Raw genomic sequence first — 21,422 nt, 5'->3', positions numbered from 1 at the left:
CCACTCAATCGTCGTGGTCGTGTGCACCGGCTCAGGCGCCGAGCTGCTGGTCGATGAAGGCGAAGAGCTCGTCGTCGGACGAGGTGCCGAGGCCGTCCGGCGTGGTGCCGAACTTGGCGGCGAGCGCGCGCAGGCGCGCGGTGGCGGTGGCGAGGGCCTCGTCGGCGGGGTCGAGCCCGCCGAGCACCGCCTCGATGGCGTCGAGGTCGCGCAGCAGCGCGTCCCCGGTGGTGCCCGCGCCGGTGTCCGCGCCGGCGTCCCCGACCAGCTCCGCCCACAGGTGGTCCGCGAGGGCCTGCGGGGTCGGGTGGTCGAACACGAGCGTGGGCGGCACGGTCAGGCCGGTCAGCGCGTCCAGGCGGTTGCGCAGCTCGACCGCGGTCAGCGAGTCGAAGCCCAGTTCGGTGAACGCGCGGTCCGGGGTGATCGCGGCGGTGCCCTGGTGGCCCAGCACGGCGGCGACGACCTGGCGGACCAGGTCGAGCAGCAGGCGGCGCTGCTCGGGTTCGATCAGGCCGGCCAGCCGGTCGCGGACGTCGTCGCGGGGCGGTTCGGCGGGCGTCGCCGCCTGCGGGCGCGGGATCTCGTCCAGCAGCGGCGAGCGGCGGTGGCCGTCGAGGAAGACGGGCCAGTCGATGTCGGCCACGGTCACCGCGGTGTCGTCGGCGGCCAGCGCGCGGATCAGCGCGTCGGCCGCGGCGCGCGGGTCCATCGGCCGCAGACCGGCGCGGCGCAGGCCGCCGTCGACGGCCTCGGCCATGCCGCCGCCGGCCCACGGGCCCCAGGCGACGGCGGTGGCGGGCAGGCCGTCGGCGCGGCGCTGCTCGGCCAGGGCGTCGAGGTGGGCGTTGGCGGCGGCGTAGGCGGCCTGCCCGCCGTTGCCGAGGACGCCGGCGAGCGAGGAGAACAGCACGAAGGCGTCCAGTTCGCGGTCGGCGGTCAGCTCGTGCAGGTGGTGCGCGGTGGCGACCTTGGGCCGGGTGACGGCGGCGAACCGCTCGGGGGTCAGGTCGGCGATCAGCGCGTCGTCCAGGACCCCGGCGGTGTGCACGACGACCCGCAGGTCGTCCAGCCCGGCCACGACGGCGGCCAGCGCGTCGCGGTCGGTGGCGTCGCAGGCGCGGACGTCGACCCGCGCGCCGAGCGCGGTCAGCTCGTCCGCCAGCTCGGCCGCGCCGGGCGCGTCCGGGCCGCGCCGGGACAGCAGCACCAGGTGCCGGGAGCCGGCCTCGACCAGCCGCCGGGCCACCACGGCGCCGAGCGCGCCGGTGCCGCCGGTGATCAGCGCCGTGCCGGTGGTGGTCCACCCGGCGGTCGTGCCGCCGGTCTCCCACCCGCCGGCCGACCGGGTGCCCGTCCCCGCCTCGACGAACCGGCGGGCGTGCACGCCGGAGGGACGGATCGCCACCTCGTCCTCGGTGCCCGCGAGCACCTCCAGCAGTCGGGCGACCGACCGGTCGTCGGGGGTGTCGGGCAGGTCCACGCAGCCGCCCCAGGCGCGGGGCTGCTCGATGGCGGCCACCCGGCCGACGCCCCACACCTCCGCCCTGGCGGGCGAGGCGACCCGTTCCTGCGGGCCGACCGCGACCGCGCCCGTGGTGGCGCACCAGAGCCTCGTGCCCTCCCGCAGCAGGGCCGCCGCGGCGGCGCCGTCCTCGGGGAAGGCGAGCACGTCGCCCGCGCGGGCCTCGGTGACGACCCGGGTGCCCAGGGCCCGTGCGGCGGCCTCGGCCCAGGCGTCGCCGGGCCGGCCCACGACGCTCCACTCGCCCAGCGGGGCGGCGGTGGTGTGCGCGGACGCCCAGCGGACGTGGTAGCGCCAGTCGTCCGAGCGGTTGCGGGACCGGGCGGCCAGCCAGAACCGCTCCCGTTCGAACGGGTAGGTCGGCAGGTCGACCGCCGTCGCGCCGGAGCCCTCGAAGACGCGTCGCCAGTCGATCTCGACGCCGTGCGCGAACAGCGCGGCCTGGGCGAGGGCGGCGGCGGTGACCTCGTCGCGGTCCTTGCGCTGCACGGGCACGAACACCGCGCCCGGCGCGCACGCGGCCCCCAGCGCGGACAGCGCGCCGTCCGGGCCGATCTCGACGAACTTGCGGACGCCCTTGGCGTGCAGGGTCGCCACGCCGTCGGCGAACCGGACCGCCTCGCGGACGTGCCGCACCCAGTACTCGGGGTCGGTGACCTGCTCGGCGGTGGCGAGCGCGCCGGTGACGTTGGAGACCAGCGGGATGCGCGGCGCGGAGTAGCGGACGCCCCGGGCGACCTCGCGGAACGCGTCCAGCATCCCGTCGACGAGGTGCGAGTGGAAGGCGTGGCTGACCGGGAGCCGCTTCGTCCGGGCGAACGGGGCCGCGGCGGCGGTGACGGCGGCCTCGTCGCCGGACAGCACGACCGCCCTCGGGCCGTTGACCGCCGCGACGCCGACGCCGGGCCCGAGCACGACCTCGTCCTCGGTGGCCTCGACCGCGATCATCGCGCCGCCGGGCGGCAGCGCCTGCATCAGCTTGCCGCGGGCGGCCACGAGCCTCGCCGCGTCCTCCAGCGACCACACGCCGGCCAGGTGCGCGGCGGTCAGCTCGCCGATGGAGTGGCCCAGCAGGAAGTCGGGCACCACGCCCCAGGAGCGGACCAGTTCGGCCAGGGCGACCTCGAACGCGAACAGCGCGGGCTGCGTCACCGAGGTCTGGTGGACCGCCTCGGCCACCTTGCCGTGCAGCACGTCCAGCAGCGCGAACCCGGTGTGCCGGTCCAGGTGGTCGGCGACCTCGGCGAACTTCTCGGCGAACACGGGGTGGGCGGACAGCTCGTGGCCCATGCCGAGCCGCTGGGAGCCCTGCCCGGTGCACAGGAACGCGAGCTTGCCGGCGGTCCGCTCGCCGGTGACCACGCCCGGCGCGGGCTCGCCGGCCGCCAGCGCGGCCAGGTCGTCCGGGCCGAACACGACGGCGCGGTGCGGCAGCGCGGCGCGGCCGGTGGCGAGGGTGTGGGCGACGTCCACCGGGTCCAGGTCGGGCACGACCCGGGCGAGGCGCGCGGCCTGCCTGCGCACCGCCTGCTCGCTGCGGCCGGACAGCACCCACGGCACGCTGACGGGCGGCGTGCCGGGTTCGCGCGGCGGTTCCTCGGGGGCCTGCCGGATCACGACGTGGGCGTTGGTGCCGCTGATGCCGAACGAGGACACGGCGCCGGTGCGCGGGCGGTCGACGGCCGGCCACGGCCGGTGGTCGGTGAGCAGCGAGACCGCGCCGGAGGACCAGGCGACGTGCGGGGAGGGCTCGGTGACGTGCAGCGTGCGGGGCAGCTCGGCGCGGCGGACCGCCTCGACCACCTTGATGATCCCGGCGACGCCGGCGGCGGCCTGGGTGTGCCCGAGGTTGGACTTGACCGAGCCCAGCCACAGCGGCTCGGTCCGGCCCTGGCCGTAGGTGGCGAGCAGGGCGTCGGCCTCGATGGGGTCGCCGAGGGTGGTGCCGGTGCCGTGCGCCTCGACCACGTCGACGTCCGTCGTGGACAGTCCGGCGTTGGCCAGCGCCGCGCGGATGACGCGCTGCTGCGACGGGCCGTTGGGGGCGGTGAGGCCGTTGGACGCGCCGTCCTGGTTGACCGCCGAACCCTGCACGACGGCCAGCACGCGGTGGCCGTTGCGGCGGGCGTCGGAGAGCTTCTCCAGCAGCAGCACGCCCGCGCCCTCGGACCAGCCGGTGCCGTCGGCGTCGGCGGAGAACGACTTGCAGCGGCCGTCCGGGGACAGGCCGCGCTGGCGGGAGAACTCGACGAAGGTGTGCGGGATGGCCATCACGGTGACGCCGCCGGCCAGCGCCAGCGAGCAGTCGCCGGAGCGCAGGGCCTGCGCGGCGAGGTGGACGGCGACCAGCGAGGACGAGCACGCCGTGTCGATCGAGACGGCGGGACCCTCCAGCCCCAGGGCGTAGGCGACCCGGCCGGACAGCACGCTGCCCGCGCTGCCGATGCCGAGGAAGCCCTCGACGCCCTCGGGCGGCTCCGAGGCGCTGCTGCCGTAGTCGTGGTACATCACGCCGGCGAACACGCCGGTCGCGCTGCCCTTGAGCCCGGACGGGTCGATGCCAGCGCGTTCCACGGCCTCCCAGCTCACCTGGAGCATCAGCCGCTGCTGCGGGTCCATCGCGAGCGCCTCGCGCGGCGAGATCCCGAAGAACTCCGGGTCGAACTCGCCCGCGTCGTGGAGGAAACCGCCCTCGCGGGCGTAGGAGGTGCCCTCGTGGTCGGGGTCGGGGTGGAACAGCTCGTCGAGGTTCCAGCCGCGGTCGGTCGGGAAGCCGGACACCACGTCCGCGCCGGACGCGACGAGCTGCCAGAGCCCCTCGGGCGAGTCGACGCCACCGGGGAAGCGGCAGCCCATGCCGATGATCGCGACGGGCTCGCGGGCCGCCTCGACCAGTTCCCGGTTGCGGGCGAGAAGCCTGCTGTTCTCCTTGACCGACTCGCGCAGCGCGGCAACCAGTTCTTGCGATGACGACATGGGTTTCTCCGGACCGGGGGAAGGAGCCTCGGGGCTCGGACGTGACTTCATCCTGACCGGATCGGGGCCGGTCGCCGCAGGCCCTTCACCACCCACCGGTAACCGCGCACCCACTGGTCCGACAACACGGAAGGGGACCCCCGCCGGGTGCGCGGCGGGGGTCCCCTTCGGCTCACCGGTCCCTAGTCGCGGGCGGTGGACAGGGCGCGCGAGACGAGGTCGCTCACGTCCAGCGCGTCGATGTCGTCCTCGTCGACCGCGTCCCCGACGGGCGCGGTGACCGCGTCGTCGGGCAGCTCGGCGGCCAGCGCCAGCAGGGCGTCCAGGATGCCCAGCTCGCGGAACCGGTCCACCGTGGCGGTCGCCAGCGCGCGGCGCAGCCGGTCCTCGTCCGGCGCGGGCCGGTCGTCGGCGGGGAAGACCAGGCCCCGCAGGTGCGCCGCGAGCGCGGCCGGCGTCGGGTGGTCGAACACGACGGTCGCGCCCAGCTGGAGCCCGGCCGCGGCGGCCAGGCGGTTGCGCAGCTCCACCGACGTCAGCGAGTCGAAGCCCAGCTCGGTGAACGCGCGGTCCGGTTCGATGTCCTCGGCCTCGCCGAAGCCGAGCACCTCGGCGGTGTGCTCGCGGACCAGGTCCACCACCGCCTCGGCGCGCTCGGCCGGGGACAGCGCGGCCAGCGCCGCGAACCCGCTCACCGGGGCGTCCTGGGCGGGACCCGCGGTCCGCCGGGCGGCGACCCGCACCAGACCGCTCAGCAGGTCGGGCAGCAGGCCCGCCGCGGCCTTCTCGCGCAGCCCGGCCAGGTTCAGCTTCACCGGCACCGACACCGGTCCGCCCGCCAGGTCGAACAGGGCGAGGCCCTCGTCGACCTCCAGCATCCCGAAGCCGTCGCGGCGCATCCGCTCCACCGAGGCCGGGTCCTGGCTGCCGCCCAGGCCGTGCTCCGGGTCCCACAGGCCGTAGGCGAGCGAGCGGGCGGGCAGCCCCTCGGCGTGCCGGGCGCGGGCCAGCGCGTCCACGTAGGCGTTGCCCGCCGCGTAGTTGCCCTGGCCGGGTCCGCCGACCACGCCGGACACCGAGGAGACGAGCACGAACTCGGTCAGCGGCAGGTGCCGCGTCAGCTCGTGCAGGTGGCGCGCGCCGTCGACCTTGGGCGCGAGCACCCGGTCGAGCCGCTCGGGGGTGAGCGCCGTGACGACGCCGTCGTCGAGCACCGCCGCCGCGTGCACCACGCCCGTCAGGTCGGGCACGCCGGCCAGCAGGGCGGCCACCGCGTCCCGGTCGGACACGTCGCAGGCGGCGGCCACGGCCTCCGCGCCCAGCTCCGCCAGGGAGGCCACCAGTTCGGCCGCGCCCGGCGCGTCCGGACCCCGGCGGCTGGTCAGCACCAGCTTGCGGACGCCGTGCTCGCGGACCAGGCGCTCGGCCATCAGCGCGCCCAACCCGGTGGTGCCGCCGGTGATCAGCACCGTGCCGGACGGCTCCCAGCGGGGCTTGTCCCCCGGCTCGGCGCGCACCAGCCTCGGCACCTCCACCGCGCCGCCGCGCAGGCTCACCCACTGCTCGCCCACCGCCAGCGCGCTGTCCACACCGGACACCCAGCCGTCGTGCGGTGCCCCGTCGAGCAGGGCGATCCGGCCGGGGTTCTCGCTCTGCGCGGAGCGGACCAGGCCGCCCACCGCGGCGTCCACGAGCCCGTCGCCGACCACCACGAGCAGCCGCGAACCGGCGAAGCGCTCCTCGGTGAGGAACCGGCGCAGCACGTCGAGCACGGTGTCGAGCACCGGCCGCAGCTCGCCCGCCACCGGCGGCAGCACCACGACCGGCGGCACGGCGTCGGCGACGTCCTCCCAGGCCAGCCACGTGGTGCGGGCGACCGCGGGCACCTCGACGGGGACGTGCTCGACCCGGTAGAGCGAGCGTTCCGCGCCACCGCTGAGCTGGTCGGCCGTCACCGGCCGCACCACCATCGAGCCGACCGACAGCACGGGCGCGCCGGCGGGGTCGGTGATCTCCACGGCGACCTCGCCGGGCCCGGTGAACGTGAGCCGGGCACGGGCCGCGGTGGCGCCCCGGGCGTGCAGGGTGACGTCGGTCCAGCCGAACGGCAGCGCGCCCGACTCCTCCCCCGCGCCGAGGAACATGCCGTGCAGGGCGGCGTCGAACAGCGCCGGGTGGATGCCGAACCGGGCGGCGGCGTCGTGCGCCTCCTCCGGCACCGAGATCTCCGCGAACAGCTCGTCACCGCGTCGCCAGGCGCGGCGCAGGCCCTGGAACAGCGGCCCGTAGGCGAAGCCCTTGCCGGCCAGGTCGTCGTAGAACGCGCTGACGTCGACCTCCTCCGCGTCGGCCGGCCAGTCGAACCGGGCGGGCGCGCCGGCGTCCTCGGCGAGCGAGCCGGACGCGTTGAGCTGCCACTCGTCGCCGGGCAGCCGCGAGTGCACCGACACGGTGCGGTCGCCGGACACGGCCACCTGCACCTCCACCGCGCCCGACGGGGGCACCACCAGCGGGGCGCGCAGGGTCAGCTCGGCCAGGCGGGCGCAGCCGACCTCGTCACCGGCGCGGACGGCCAGTTCGGCGAGGGCCGCGCCGGGCAGCAGCACGGTGTCCAGCACCGCGTGCTCGGCCAGCCACGGGTGGGTGGCCAGGGACAGCCTGCCGGTCAGCACGGTGCCGTCGCCCTCCGCCAGCGACAGCCCGGCGGCCAGCAGCGGGTGGTCCGGCGAGGTGAGGCCGGCGGCGGCGACGTCGGCCCCGCCGGTCGCCTCCAGCCAGAAGTGCTTGCGCTGGAACGGGTAGGTCGGCAGGTCGATCGCGCGCGCGCCCCGGAAGAACGCGGGCCAGTCCACCTCGACGCCGTGCACGTGCAGGGTGCCCAGGGCGGTGACCAGCGTGACGACCTCGTCGCGGTCCTTGCGCATCGCGGGCACCGCCGGGCCGGACTCCACCACCGTGGACAGCATCGCGTCCGGGCCCACCTCCAGGAAGCGGGTCACCCCGAGGTCGGCCAGCACCTCGGCCGCGGCGGCGAACCGCACCGGCTCGCGGACGTTGCGGACCCAGTACTCGGGGTCGGTCATGCCGTCGGCGACCAGGCCGGTCACCGTGGACACGATCGGGATGGCCGGTTCGCGGTAGGTGAGGGTCCGGGCGATCCGGCGGAACTCGTCGAGCATCGGCTCGACCAGCACCGAGTGGGACGCGTGCGAGATGGGCAGCAGCTTGACCTTGCGGCCCAGCGACCGGAAGTGGTCGGCCACCGCCGTCGTCGGCCCCTCGACGCCCGAGAGCACCACCGAGGACGTGCTGTTGACCACGGCCAGGGACACCTCGTCGGACAGGTGCCCGCGCACCTCGTCCTCGCTCGCCTGGACGGCGACCATCACGCCGCCGGGCGGCAGCCCCTCCATCAGGCGACCGCGCGCCTCGACCAGCGTGGCCGCGTCCGCCAGCGACAGCACGCCCGCGACGTGCGCGGCGGCGATCTCGCTGACGGAGTGGCCGGTGAGGAAGTCCGGGCGGACGCCGAACGACTCGACCAGCCGGAACAGCGCCACCTCCAGCGCGAAGATCGCGGGCTGGGCGTAGCCCATCCGGTTCATCGTCTCGGGGGTGTCGATGTCGCGGATGACCGGCAGGTGCTCGCAGACCTCGTCGAACGCGGCGGCGAACGCGGGGAACGCCGCGTGCAGCTGCGCCCCCATGCCGACCCGCTGCGTGCCCTGGCCGGGGAACAGCACCGCCAGCTTCCCGCTGGACGCGCGGCCCGTCACGCCGCGACCGGCGGCGACCGCCGCCAGCCCGGCGCGCAGCTCGTCGGCGGTGGAGCCGACGACGACGGCGCGCCGCTCGTGCGCGGTCCGGGTGGTGGCCAGCGAGTAGCCGACGTCGGCCGGGGAGGCCGAGTCGAGCAGGGACGCGAGCGCGGTGGCCTGGGCGCTCAGCGCGCCGTCGCTCTTGGCGGACAGCAGCAGCGGCACCGCGACCGGCGTGCCGGTCCCGGCGACCTCGGGCTGCTCGACCTGCTCCAGCACGACGTGCGCGTTGGTGCCGCTGATGCCGAACGAGGACACGCCGGCCCGGCGCGGCCGGTCCAGCTCGGGCCACGGGCGGGGTTCGCCGAGCAGCGACACCAGCCCGGAGTCCCAGTCGACCTCCGCCGACGGCTCGGTGACGTGCAGCGTGCGCGGCAGCACGCCGTTGCGCATGGCCATGACGACCTTGATCACGCCGGCGACGCCCGCGGCGGCCTGGGTGTGGCCGATGTTGGACTTGATCGAGCCCAGGTACAGCGGCTCCTCCCGGTCGCGGCCGTAGGTCGCCAGCAGCGCCTGCGCCTCGATCGGGTCGCCCAGCCGCGTGCCGGTGCCGTGCGCCTCGACCAGGTCCACGTCCTGCGTGGACAGGCCGGCGTTGGCCAGCGCCTGCCGGATGACGCGCTGCTGCGACGGGCCGTTGGGGGCGGTGAGGCCGTTGGACGCGCCGTCCTGGTTGACGGCGGAGCCCTTCACGACCGCGAGCACCGGGTGCCCGTTGCGGCGCGCGTCGGACAGCTTCTCCAGCACCAGCACGCCCGCGCCCTCGGACCAGCCGGTGCCGTCGGCGTCGGCGGAGAACGACTTGCAGCGGCCGTCCGCGGCCAGGCCGCGCTGCCGGGAGAAGTCCAGGAACGTCTCCGGCGTGGCCATCACCGTGACGCCGCCCGCGAGGGCGAGCGTGCACTCGCCCGAGCGCAGCGCCTGCGCCGCCAGGTGCAGGGCGACCAGCGACGACGAGCACGCCGTGTCCACCGACACCGCCGGGCCCTCCAGGCCCAGCGTGTAGGCGACCCGACCGGACAGCACGCTGCCCGAGGTGCCCGTGCCGAGGAACCCGGCCACGCTGTCCGGCACGGTGCCGAGCCTCGCGGCGTAGTCGTAGTACATGATCCCGGCGAACACGCCCGTGGCGCTGCCCTTCAGGGACGCGGGGTCGAGCCTGGCGCGTTCCAGCGCCTCCCACGACGTCTCCAGCAGCAGCCGCTGCTGCGGGTCCATCGCCAGCGCCTCGCGCGGCGAGATCCCGAAGAACTCGGGGTCGAACTCGCCCGCGTCGTGCAGGAACCCGCCCTCGCGGGTGTAGGTCCGGCCCGGCAGGCCCGGTTCGGGGTCGTAGATGCCGTCCACGTCCCAGCCGGGGCGCGTCGGGAACGGCGAGATCGCGTCGCCACCGGTGGCGACCAGGTCCCACAGGTCCTCCGGCGACCGCACCCCGCCCGGGTAGCGGCACGCCATCGCCACGATCGCGATGGGCTCGTCGGCGGCGGCGACCGCGCTCACGGCGGCGCGCACCGGTTCCGGCTCGCCCACCAGCTCCTCGCCGAGGAAGCGCGCCAACGCCTGCGGCGTGGGGTGGTCGAAGACGAGGGTGGTGGGCAGCCGCAGGCCGGTCACCTCGCCGAGCCGGTTGCGCAGCTCGACGGCGGTCAGCGAGTCGAAGCCCAGCTCGGTGAACGCCCGGTCCGGCTCGACGGTGTCCGCGCCGGCGCGGCCGAGGACGACCGCGACCTGCATGCGGACCAGGTCCACCAGCGCACGGGCGCGCTCGGCGTCCGGCAGCGCGGCCAACCGCTGCGCCAGGCCGGTGGTCCCGGCGGCCCGCGCGGTGCGCCGGGCGGGGGCGCGCACCAGGCCGCGCAGCAGCGCGGGCACGGCGGCGCTCCCGCGCACCGCGCCGAGGTCCAGGCCGACCGGGACGACGACCGCCGACCCGTCCGCGACGGCCGCGTCGAACAGCGCGAGCCCTTCCTCGGCGCTCAGCGCGCCGAAGCCGTCCCGGGCGGTGCGGTCGCGGTCGGCGGCGGTCAGCGCGCCGCCCATGCCCTCGGCCCACGGACCCCAGACCAGCGACTGGGCCGGTTCGCCCCCGGCACGGCGGTGCTCGGCCAGCGCGTCCAGGTAGGCGTTGGCCGCGGCGTAGTTGGCCTGGCCCGCCGAGCCGAACAGCCCGGCCACCGAGGAGAAGGTGATGAAGAACGACAGGCCCTCGGTCAGCTCGTGCAGGTGCCGTGCCGCGGTGGCCTTCGGGTGGAACACGCGCTCCACCCGCTCGGGGGTCAGCGCGGTCAGCACGCCGTCGTCCAGGACGCCCGCGGCGTGCACCACGCCGACGACCGGCCGTTCGGCGAGCGCGAGGGACGCGGCCAGGGCCTCGCGGTCGGCCACGTCGCACGCGGCCACCACGACGGATGCGCCGGCCTCGGTCAGCTCCGCGACCAGCTCCGCCGCGCCGGGTGCCTCCGCACCGCGCCTGCTGAGCAGCAGCAGCGACCGCGCGCCGTGCCGGGTCACGAGGTGGCGGGCCAGCAGCGCGCCGAGCCCGCCGGTGCCGCCGGTGACCACGACGGTGCCGTCGAGGTCGAGCGCGGACGCCTCACCGGCCACGGCCCGGACCAGGCGCGGCGCGAACAGCGCGCCGTCGCGGACGTGGACCTCCGGCTCGCCGGTCGACACCGCCGCCGGCACGTCCTCACGGTCACCGCGGACCAGGACGAACCGGTCCGGGTGCTCGGCCTGCGCGGCCCGCACCACGCCCTCGGCGGGTGCGTGCGCGAGCGACCCGGCGGTCACGACGACGAGCACGCCGTCGCCCCCCACCGCGTCCTGGAGCGCGTGGACGGTGGCGGTGGCCGCGTCGAGCGGGTCGGTCGCCGGCACCTCGAAGACCTCGTGCGCCACGTCGACCCGACCCGGCGCCACCCGCACCGGCTCGACGCGGAACAGGTGCTCGTGCCCGGTGGCGACCGGCGCACCCGGCGTGCGGACGCCCAGCGAACCGACCGTCAGCACCGGCTCGCCGGTGGCGTCGGCCAGGGCGAGCGCGATCCCGCCGTCACCCGCCGGGGACGCGTGGACGCGCAGTTCGGTGGCGCCGCGGGCGTGCAGGGTGACGTCGCTCCACGCGAACGGCACCGCACCGCGTTCGGCGGTCTCCGGGATCGCGGTGGCCTGGAGCGCGGCGTCGAGCAGGGCGGGGTGGATGCCGAACCGCTCGGCGTCGGCGGTGTCGGGCAGGGCCACCTCGGCGAAGACCTCGTCACCGCGCCGCCACACCGCGCGCAGGCCCTGGAACAGCGGCCCGTAGCGCAACCCGGCCTCGGCCAGCTTCTCGTAGGCGTCGTCGAGCGACAGCGGCTCGGCGTGCTCCGGCGGCCACGGCAGCGCGGTCGGCCGCGCGACGGGGTTGCCGAGGACACCGGTGGCGTGCGGGGTCCAGGGGTGGTCCGGCACGCGCGAGTGGATCGACACCGGGCGGCGACCGGCCTCGTCGGCCGCGCCGACGACGACCTGGACGTCGAGCACCGCGCCGTGGGTCAGCACCAGCGGCGCCTGGAGGACCAGCTCCTCCACGCCCGTGCAGCCCACCTCGTCGGCGGCGCGCACGGCCAGCTCGGCGAACGCGGTGCCGGGGACCAGCACGGCCCCCTGGACGACGTGGTCGGCGAGCCACGGGTGCGTGGCCAGGGACAGCCTGCCGGTGAGCAGCAGGCCGTCGTGGTCGGCGACCGAGACGGTCGCGCCGAGCAGCGGGTGGTCGGTCGCGGTGAGGCCCACGGAGGTGACGTCGGTGGCCTGCCCGTGGTCGAGCCAGAAGTGCTCGTGCTGGAAGGCGTAGGTGGGCAGGTCGACGACCGAAGCCCCGCTGCCCTCGAAGTACTTCTCCCAGTCCACTGCCGCGCCGTGGGCGTGCAACGTCGCGAGAGCGGTGACCAGGGTGGTGGCCTCGTCGCGGTCCCTGCGCAGCGCCGGCACCGCGGTGCCGGACTCGACCAGCGCGGACAGCACAGCGTCCGGACCCAACTCCAGGAACCAGGTCGCCCCCGACTCCTCCAACCCCGTCACGGTGTCGGCGAACCGGACCGTGGCACGGACGTGCTCGACCCAGTACTCCGGGTCGGTCCACCGGTCGTTCACCGCGATCGACGGCTCCGAGAAGGTCAGCTCGCGCACGACCTGGCGGAACTCGTCCAGCATCGGCTCCATCAACACCGAGTGGAACGCGTGCGACACCGTCAAACGCTTCGTCTTGCGCCCCAGCTCGGCGAACCGCGCCGCCACCGCCAGCGTCGGACCCTCCACACCCGACAGCACCACCGCGTTCGGCCCGTTGACCGCGGCCAGCGACACCGCATCGGACAGGTGCTCGCGCACCTCCTCCTCCGACGCCTGCACCGCCACCATCGCACCACCGGCGGGCAACGCCTGCATCAAACGACCACGAGCCTCCACCAGCGTCGCGGCGTCCGCCAGCGACAACACACCCGCGACGTGCGCCGCCGCGATCTCACCGATCGAATGACCCGCCACGAAATCCGGGCGCACACCGAACGACTCCACCAACCGGAACAACGCCACTTCCAACGCGAAGATCGCCGGCTGCGCGTTACCAGTCTGATCCAGGTCCACCCCGGAACGAACACCCGGAAGATGGGCGCACACCTCGTCATAAGCGCGAGCGAAGGCCGGGAACGCCTCGTACAGGCCCTCCCCCATGCCGACCCGCTGCGAACCCTGACCGGTGAACAGCAGGGCCAACTTGCCCTCAGCCGCACGCCCCACCACGCCCCGGCCCTCGGCCAAGGCGGTCAGGTTCTCCAGCAACGCCCCCCGGTCCGCGCCGACCACCACGGCCCGGTGCGGCAGCGCGGCACGGGCGGTGGCCAGCGAGTAACCGACATCCACCGGGTCAGCCAGGCCCGCCGCGCCCGCCGAGTCGGCAGAGCCAGCCAGGCCCGCCGAGTCGGCAGAGCCCGCAGGGCCGGCAGAACCGGTCGGGTCGAGGAACGCCACCAGCCGGGCGGCCTGCGCGGGCAGGGCTTCGGCGGTCGCCGCGCTCACCAACCACGGCACCGCCGCCAACGGCGTGCGCGCCGCGGGCTCCTCGACGGCGACCTCGGGCGCCTGCTCCAGGATCACGTGCGCGTTGGTGCCGCTGATGCCGAACGACGACACCGCCGACCGCCGCGGCCGGTCCAGCTCGGGCCACGGGAGAGGATTGTTCAACAATTCTACCGTGCCCGCCGACCAGTCGACCTCGGGCGAGGGCTCGTCGACGTGCAGGGTCGGCGGCAGCGTGCCGTGCCGCATGGCCTCGACCATCTTGATGATCCCGGCGACACCGGCGGCGGCCTGGGCGTGCCCGAAGTTGGACTTGATCGAGCCCAGCCGCAGCGGCTCGGTCCGGTCCTGGCCGTAGGTGGCGATCAGGGCCTCGGCCTCGATCGGGTCACCGAGCCGGGTGCCGGTGCCGTGCGCCTCCACCGCGTCCACGTCCGCCGTGGTCAGCTCCGCGTTGGCCAGGGCGGCGCGGATGACGCGCTGCTGCGACGGCCCGTTGGGCGCGGTCAGGCCGTTGGACGCGCCGTCGGAGTTCACCGCGGAACCCCGGATCACCGCGAGCACGCGGTGCCCGTTGCGCTGCGCGTCGGACAGCCGCTCCAGCAGCAGCATGCCCACGCCCTCGGCCCACGCGGTGCCGTCCGCGTCGGAGGAGAACGACTTGCAGCGGCCGTCCGGGGCCAGCCCGCGCTGGCGGGCGAAGTCGACGAAGATGCCCGGCGAGGCCATCAGGTTCACGCCGCCCGCCAGAGCGAGCGTGCACTCGCCCGAGCGCAGCCCCTGCACCGCCGAGTGCACCGCGACCAGCGACGACGAGCACGCCGTGTCGATCGACAGCGCCGGGCCCTCCAGGCCGAGCGTGTAGGCCAACCGCCCGGAGTGGACGCTGCACGTGGTGCCGGTGAGCAGGTAGCCGTCGACGGTGTCGCCGGGGTTGTGCAGCGGCGGCCCGTACTCCTGCGCGGAGACGCCGACGTAGACGCCGGTCTGGCTGCCCTTGAGCGAGGTCGGGTCGATGCCGGTGCGCTCCAGCGCCTCCCAGGTCACCTCCAGCAGCAGCCGCTGCTGGGGTTCCATCGCCAGCGCCTCGCGCGGCGAGATGCCGAAGAACTCGGCGTCGAACCCGCCCGCGCCGGGCAGGAACCCGCCGGTGCGCACGTAGGTGGTGCCGCGGTGGTCGGGGTCGTCGTCGAACAGGCCGCCGAGGTCCCAGCCCCGGTCGTCGGGGAACCCGCCGATGGCGTCGCGGCCGTTGACCACGAGGTCCCACAGCTGTTCGGGCGAGTCGGCGTCGCCGGGGAACCGGCAGGCCATGCCGACGATCGCGATGGGCTCGTGGCTCTCGGCCTTGACCTCGCGCAAGCGGCGGCGCGTCTCGTGGAGGTCGCCGGTCACTCGCTTGAGCAGGTCGAGGAGCTTGTCTTGGTCCACCATCACAACCTCGCGTAGGTGATGCAGTCGTAGGGCCTGTCGGGGCCTGTCGGGGAGGCCGGGCGTCGCCCGGGTCAGGAGATGCCGAGCTCGGTGGCGAGGAAGTCGACGAGTTCGTCCGCGGTGGCGGCTTCCAGCCGGTCGGCCGCCGCCTCCACCGCGTCCACCGCGGTCACCTGGTCGAGCAGCGCGCGCAGCCGGCCGGCGACCGCCGCCCGCCCGCCGTCGTCGCCGCCGTTCACCGCGGCCAGGCCGCGTTCCAGCCGGTCCAGCTCGGCCAGCACGGCGTCGGCCGGGCTGACCACCGGCGGCGCGAGCTCGGTCAGCACGTGCTCGGCCAGCGCGGCCACCGTCGGGTGGTCGAACACCGCGGTCGAGGACAGGCGCAGCCCGGTGGCGGCGTTGACCCGGTTGCGCAGCTCGACGGAGGTCAGCGAGTCGAAGCCGAGGTCCTTGAACGCCCGGCCCGCGTCGATCGCGGTGTCGCCGCCGTGCCCGAGGGCGGCGGCGGCGTGGTGCCGCACCAGGTCCCGCACCAGTTCGGTGCGCTCGTGGTCGGGCAGCGGGGCGAGCCGCTCGGTCAGCCCGACCTCGGCCGCCTCGCCGCGCGCCGCGCGGCGCGCGGGTGCCGCCACGAGGGACCGCAGCACGGCCGGGAGGGGCGCGGTGCGGGCGTGCTCGCGCAGCGCGACCCGGTCCAGCTCGACGGGCAGCACGGTGGGCAGGCCGCAGGCGAGGGCGGCGTCGAACAGGGCGAGGCCGTCCGCGGCGGTCAGCGGCGGCAGCCCCTCCCGGCTCATCCGGTCGACGTCGGCCTCGGCCAGCCCGCTGCCCATGCCCTCGCGCCACAGGCCCCAGGCGAGCGACTGGCCGGGCAGGCCGCGGGCGCGGCGGTGCTCGGCGAGCGCGTCGAGGAAGGCGTTCGCGGCGGCGTAGGAACCCTGGCCCGCCCCGCCGACGACGCCGGAGACCGACGAGTACAGCACGAACAGCGCCAGGTCGTGCCCCTCGGTCAGCTCGTGCAGGTGCCAGGCGGCGTCGGCCTTCGGGCGCAGCACGCCGGCCAGCCGCTCCGGGGTGAGGGAGTCCAGCACGCCGTCGTCCAGCACGCCGGCGGCGTGCACCACCCCGGTCAGGGCCACCCCGTCGAGCAGGGCGGCCACGGCGGCGCGGTCGGACACGTCGCACGCCGCCACCTCGACCTGGGCGCCCAGCTCGACCAGTTCCCGCCGCAGCTCGTCCGCGCCGGGCGCGTCGAGACCGCGGCGGCTGGTCAGCAGCAGCTTGCGCACCCCGTGGTTCACGATCAGGTGCCGGGCGACCAACGCGCCCAGGCCGCCCGTGCCGCCGGTCACCAGGACGGTCTTGTCCGGGTCGAGCGGCGCGGGGACGGTCAGCGCGACCTTGCCGATGTGCCGGGCCTGGCTGACGAACCGGAACGCCTCCCGCGCCTCGCGCACGTCCCACGCCCGCACCGGCAATGGTTCCAATGCTCCATTGTTGAACAATCCAACCAGTGCCTCCCACATCTCGGCGGTGCGCCGCGGCCCCGCCTCGATCAGGTCGAACGCCTGATAGGCGACACCCGGCACGTCCTCGCGGACGTCGGTCTTGCCCATCTCCAGGAACCGACCACCCGGGGCCATCGTGCGCAGCGAGGCGTCCACGAACTCGCCCGCCAACGCGTTGAGCACCACGTCGATCCCCGCGAACCGGTCCGCGAACTCCAGGGTCCGCGACGACGCGATGTGCCCGTCGTCCAACCCCGCCGCACGCAACACGTGCCGCTTGCCCTCACTCGCCGTGCCGTAGACCTCCGCACCCAGGTGCCGGGCCAACTGCGTCGCCGCCATGCCCACACCGCCGGCGGCGGAGTGGATCAGGATCGACTCGCCCGCCTTCAGCCCGCCCAGGTCGCACAGGGCGTAGTACGCCGTCAGGAACACCAGCGGCACCGTCGCCGCCTGCTCGAACGACCAGCCCCCGGGCTTGCGGGTGATCATCGGCCGATCGGCCACCGCCTCGGGGCCGATCGCGCCGTGCGCGACCCCCATGACCTCGTCGCCGGGCACGAGGTCCACGACCGCGTCACCGACCTCCGTGACGACGCCGGCCACCTCGCAGCCAAGCGGCCCCGCCTCACCGGGGTACATGCCGAGCGCGTTGAGCACGTCGCGGAAGTTCAGGCCCGCCGCCCGCACCGACACCCGCACCCCGTTCGGCCCCAGCGGCTCGTGCGCCACCGGGACGAGGGCGAGGTCGTCCACCGTGTCGCCGCCGGTCTTGTCCAGCCGCCAGTTCCCCGGCGGCGGCGGCAGCACCCGGTCGGCCGGGTGGGCGGCGCGCGGCACCAGCGGGACGCCGTCGCGCACGGCCACCTGCGGCTCACCGGTCGCCAGCGCCACCGGGACCGCGTCGGCGTCCCCGTCGACCAGGACGAAGCGGTCGGGGTGCTCGGACTGCGCCGAGCGGACCAGGCCCCACACCGCGGCCGCGGCCGGGTCGACCGGGTCGCCGTCCCCGGCGACCACGGCACCGCGGGTGCGCACCACCAGCGTGGTCGACTCGTCGCGGTCCTGGAGCGCGCGCAGCACGCGGGCGGTCACCTCGTGGGTGGCCGCGAGGACGTCGCCCGCCGGGGCGACCTCCAGCACGGTGTGCGGGGGCAGCGGCTCGTCCCGGGTCGCCGCCGGGGTCCAGCGGACCGCGAGCAGGCCGGGCGGCAGCGCGGTGGCGGGCCGGACGGCCTCGGGCGGGCGCACGACCAGCGCGTCCACCACGACCACCGGCGCGCCGGTCGGGTCCACCGCGAGCAGCGACACGGTGTCGCCGGAGCGGAACGACACGCGCAGCCGCAGGCTGGTCGCCCCGGTGGCGGAGAGCCGGACGCCGTTCCAGGAGAACGGCAGGCCGCCGCGCGACTCGTCGGTCTCGCGCAGGAACATCGCGTGCAGGGCGGCGTCGAGCAGGGCCGGGTGGATGCCGAAGCCGTCGGCCTCCCCCTCGGGCAGGGCGACCTCGGCGTACACGTCGTCGCCGTCCACCCAGGCGGCCCGCAGGCCCCGGAACGAGCCGGTGTAGTCGAAGCCGCCGGCGACCAGGTCGTCGTAGAAGCCCTCCAGCGGGTGGGCCCGCCCGGTGGGCGGCCAGGTGACCGGGGCGGCGTCGGCGGTGACCTCGCGGGCCAGGGTGCCGGTCGCGTGCCGGGTCCACGGGCCGTCGTCGCCGCGCGGGCGGGAGTGGACGGACACCGGGCGGCGGTCGTCTTCGTCCGGCGCGCCGACCACGACCTGCAGCTCCACCGGCCCGGACAGCACCAGCGGCGCGCCCAGGGTCAGCTCCTCGACGCACGGCGCGCCGGTCTCGCCGCCCGCGTGCAGGGCCAGTTCGAGGAACGCGGTGCCGGGCAGCAGGACGTCGCCGAGCACGGTGTGCCCGGCCAGCCACGGCTGGTCGGCGGTGGACAGGCTCGCGGTGAAGACGGTGTCCCCGCCGGCGACCGCGACCACCGCGCCGAGCAGCGGGTGCCCGGCGCCGCGGAGGCCGAGGCCGACCGCGTCCGCCGCCGGGCGCGCGGCGAGCCAGTGGTGCTCGCGCCGGAACGGGTAGGTGGGCAGGTCGACGCGCCGGCCGCCGGGGACCAGCGCGGTGAGGTCGACGTCCGCGCCGCGCACGTGGGCGGTGGCGACCGCGGTGAGCAGTTCGGGCACCTCGGGGCGGTCGCGGCGCAGCAGGGGCCTGGCGACCGCGCCCGTCCCGTCCCCGGCGGGCGCGTCCCCGACCAGGGCCGACAGCACGGCGTCCGGGCCGAGTTCGAGGTAGGTGCCCACGCCCGCGTCGGCCAGGGTGCGCGCGGCGTCGGCGAACCGGACGGTGGCCTCGACGTGCCGGACCCAGTAGTCCGGGTCGTCGTGGCCGCCGATCCGGCCGGTGACCGTGGAGACGATCGGCAGACGGGCCGGGTGGTGGTCCGCGAGCCGTGCGATGCGGCCGAACTCGGCCAGCGCGCCGCGCATCAGCGGCGAGTGGAACGCGTGGCTGACGGTGAGCCGCTTGGCCTTGCCGGTGAAGTCCGCCAGGACGCGGTCGAGGCTCGTCGCCGCGCCGGAGAGCACCACGGCGTCCGGGCCGTTGACGGCGGCGACGCCGAGGTCGTCGTACCCGGCGACCAGCGAGCGGGCGTGCTCCTCGGAGGTGCGCAGGGACACCATCGCGCCGCCGGGCGGCAGCGCCTGCATCAGCCGGCCGCGCGCGGTGACCAGCATCGCCGCGTCGGCCAGGTCGAGCACGCCGGCGACGTGCGCGGCGGCGAACTCGCCGATGGAGTGGCCGCAGAGGTAGTCGGGGCGCAGGCCCCAGTGCTCCAGCAGCCGGTACAGCGCGACCTCGACGGCGAACAGCGCGGGCTGGGCGTACTCGGTGCGGTCGAGCAGGGCGGCGTCGTCGCCGAGCACCACGTCCCGCAGCGGGGTCGCCAGTTGGAGGTCCACGTGCGCGCAGACCTCGTCGAAGGCGTCCGCGTAGGCGTCGAACGCGTCGTACAGCTCGACGCCCATGCCGAGGCGCTGGGCGCCCTGGCCGGTGAACAGGAACGCCACCGGCGCCGCCGAGGCGGTGCCGCGCACGACGCGGAAGTCGGCCAGCGCCGTCGCGAGCCCGGCGCGGTCGGCGGCCAGGGCGACCGCGCGCTCCGGGAGGGCGGCGCGGTGCCCGGCCAGGGTGAACGCCAGGTCGGCCGGGTCGGGGTCGGTGTCGAGGAAGTCGTGCAGCCGCTCGGCCTGCGCGAGCAGCGCGGGCTCGTCGGCGGCGGAGAAGGCGAACGGGATGAGCGGCGGGACGGGGACCGGCCCGGGGGCGTCGGCCTCAACCGGCTCGGGTTCCTCCACGATGACGTGGGCGTTGGTGCCGCTGATGCCGAACGACGACACCCCGGCGCGGCGGGGCGCGTCCCGGCGCGGCCAGGGCACGGGTTCGGTGAGCAGCTCGACCGCGCCGGCGGACCAGTCGACCGCGGTGGCGGGCTGCCCGACGTGCAGGGTGCGCGGCAGGCGGTCGTGCCGCATCGCCATGATCACCTTGATCACGCCGGCCGCGCCCGCGGCGGCCTGGGCGTGCCCGATGTTGGACTTGATCGAGCCCAGCCTGAGCGGTTCGGCGCGGTCGCGGCCGTAGGCGGCCAGGATCGCCTGCGCCTCGATCGGGTCACCCAGCCGGGTGCCGGTGCCGTGCGCCTCGACGGCGTCCACATCGGACGGCCGCAGGCCGGCGTCGGCCAGCGCGGCGCGGATGACCCGCTGCTGCGACGGGCCGTTCGGCGCGGTCAGGCCGTTGGACGCGCCGTCGGAGTTGATCGCCGAACCCCTGAGGACGGCCAGCACCGGGTGCCCGTTGCGCCGCGCGTCGGACAGCCGCTCCAGCACGAACACGCCCGCGCCCTCGGCCCAGGCGGTGCCGTCGGCGTCGTCGGAGAACGCCTTGCAGCGCCCGTCCGGGGCCAGGCCGCGCTGGCTGGAGAACGCGACGAACGCGCCCGGCGTGCCCAGCACCGCGACCCCGCCGGCCAGCGCCAGCGAGCAGTCACCGGAGCGCAGCGCGCGGGCCGCGAGGTGCAGGGCGACCAGGGAACCCGAGCAGGCGGTGTCCACGGTGAACACCGGGCCCTGGAGGCCGAGGGCGTAGGCGACGCGGCCGGAGATCACGCTCGGCGCGGTGCCGGTCAGCAGGTGGCCGTCCAGGCCCTCCGGCGCGTCGGCGAGCTTCGGGCCGTACTCCTGGGGCTCGGCGCCGAGGAACACGCCGGTCGTGCTGCCGCGCAGGCCGGTCGGGTCGATGCCCGCGCGCTCCAGCGCCTCCCACGAGGTCTCCAGCACCAGCCGCTGCTGCGGGTCCATGGTGAGCGCCTCGCGCGGGCTGATGCCGAAGAACCCGGCGTCGAACCAGGCCGCGTCGTGCAGGAACCCGCCCTCGCGCACGTAGGTCTTGCCGGGCGTGCCGGGCCGGGGGTCGTAGATGCCGTCGACGTCCCAGCCGCGGTCGCCCGGGAAGCCGGAGATGACGTCCAGGCCGCCGTCCACGACCTCCCACAGCCGTTCGGGCGAGTCGATGCCGCCGGGGAAGCGGCAGCCGACGCCGACCACGACCACCGGGTCGTCGGTCGCCGAACCCACCCGCTCGGGCGGCGGCGCGTCGTGCAGGCCGAGCAGCTCGGCGCGCAGGAACGACGCCAGCGCGTCCGGCGTCGGGTGGTCGTAGACCAGCGTCACCGGCAGCTCCAGGCCGGTCTCCGCGACCAGCAGCGCGTGCAGCCGCACCGCCAGCAGGGAGTCGAAGCCCAGCTCGGTGAAGTTCTGACCGGGCGCCACCGGGACGGCCGGGTCGTCCAGCACCGCCGCGGTGGCCCGGCGCACCGCGCCCAGCAGCGTCCGGTGCTGCTCGGACGGCGGCAGGCCGTCGAGCCGCCGCAGGTAATCCGCCTCGCTCATCCGCGCACTCCGCACACCTCAGACGTCCGTGGGCAGGCAACTCGTCGTCACGCTAGCCGGCGGCGCGGCCGGGTCGGTGCGGAACAGTTCCACCCCCGGGTAACCCGGCCGGAACGCCGGGAGGACGAC

The 21,422-nt window shown here is 76.0% G+C and carries 3 protein-coding genes; all 3 read right to left on the bottom strand.

The annotated features are described in order from the left end of the window. Positions 1-31: 31 nt before the first annotated feature. On the bottom strand, positions 32-4,501 hold the full coding sequence (locus ACR807_RS08335) for a type I polyketide synthase (protein ID WP_438920627.1): 4,470 nt from the start codon (positions 4,499-4,501) through the stop codon (positions 32-34). A 182-nt stretch (positions 4,502-4,683) separates the two neighbouring features. Beyond that, positions 4,684-14,814, bottom strand: a complete 10,131-nt coding sequence (locus ACR807_RS08330) for an SDR family NAD(P)-dependent oxidoreductase (RefSeq protein ID WP_438920626.1) — start codon at positions 14,812-14,814, stop codon at positions 4,684-4,686. A 71-nt stretch (positions 14,815-14,885) separates the two neighbouring features. After that, positions 14,886-21,308 (bottom strand): SDR family NAD(P)-dependent oxidoreductase, encoded by a 6,423-nt coding sequence (locus ACR807_RS08325; protein ID WP_438920625.1) that lies wholly within the window; start codon positions 21,306-21,308, stop codon positions 14,886-14,888. Positions 21,309-21,422 lie beyond the last annotated feature (114 nt).

Origin of the sequence: Saccharothrix sabaoui (assembly GCF_051756985.1) — a bacterium.
In the GTDB taxonomy this organism is placed as follows: Bacteria; Actinomycetota; Actinomycetes; order Mycobacteriales; family Pseudonocardiaceae; genus Actinosynnema.
Note: the sequence above shows the minus strand (reverse complement) of the source record. Positions and strands in the feature narration are given on the sequence as shown.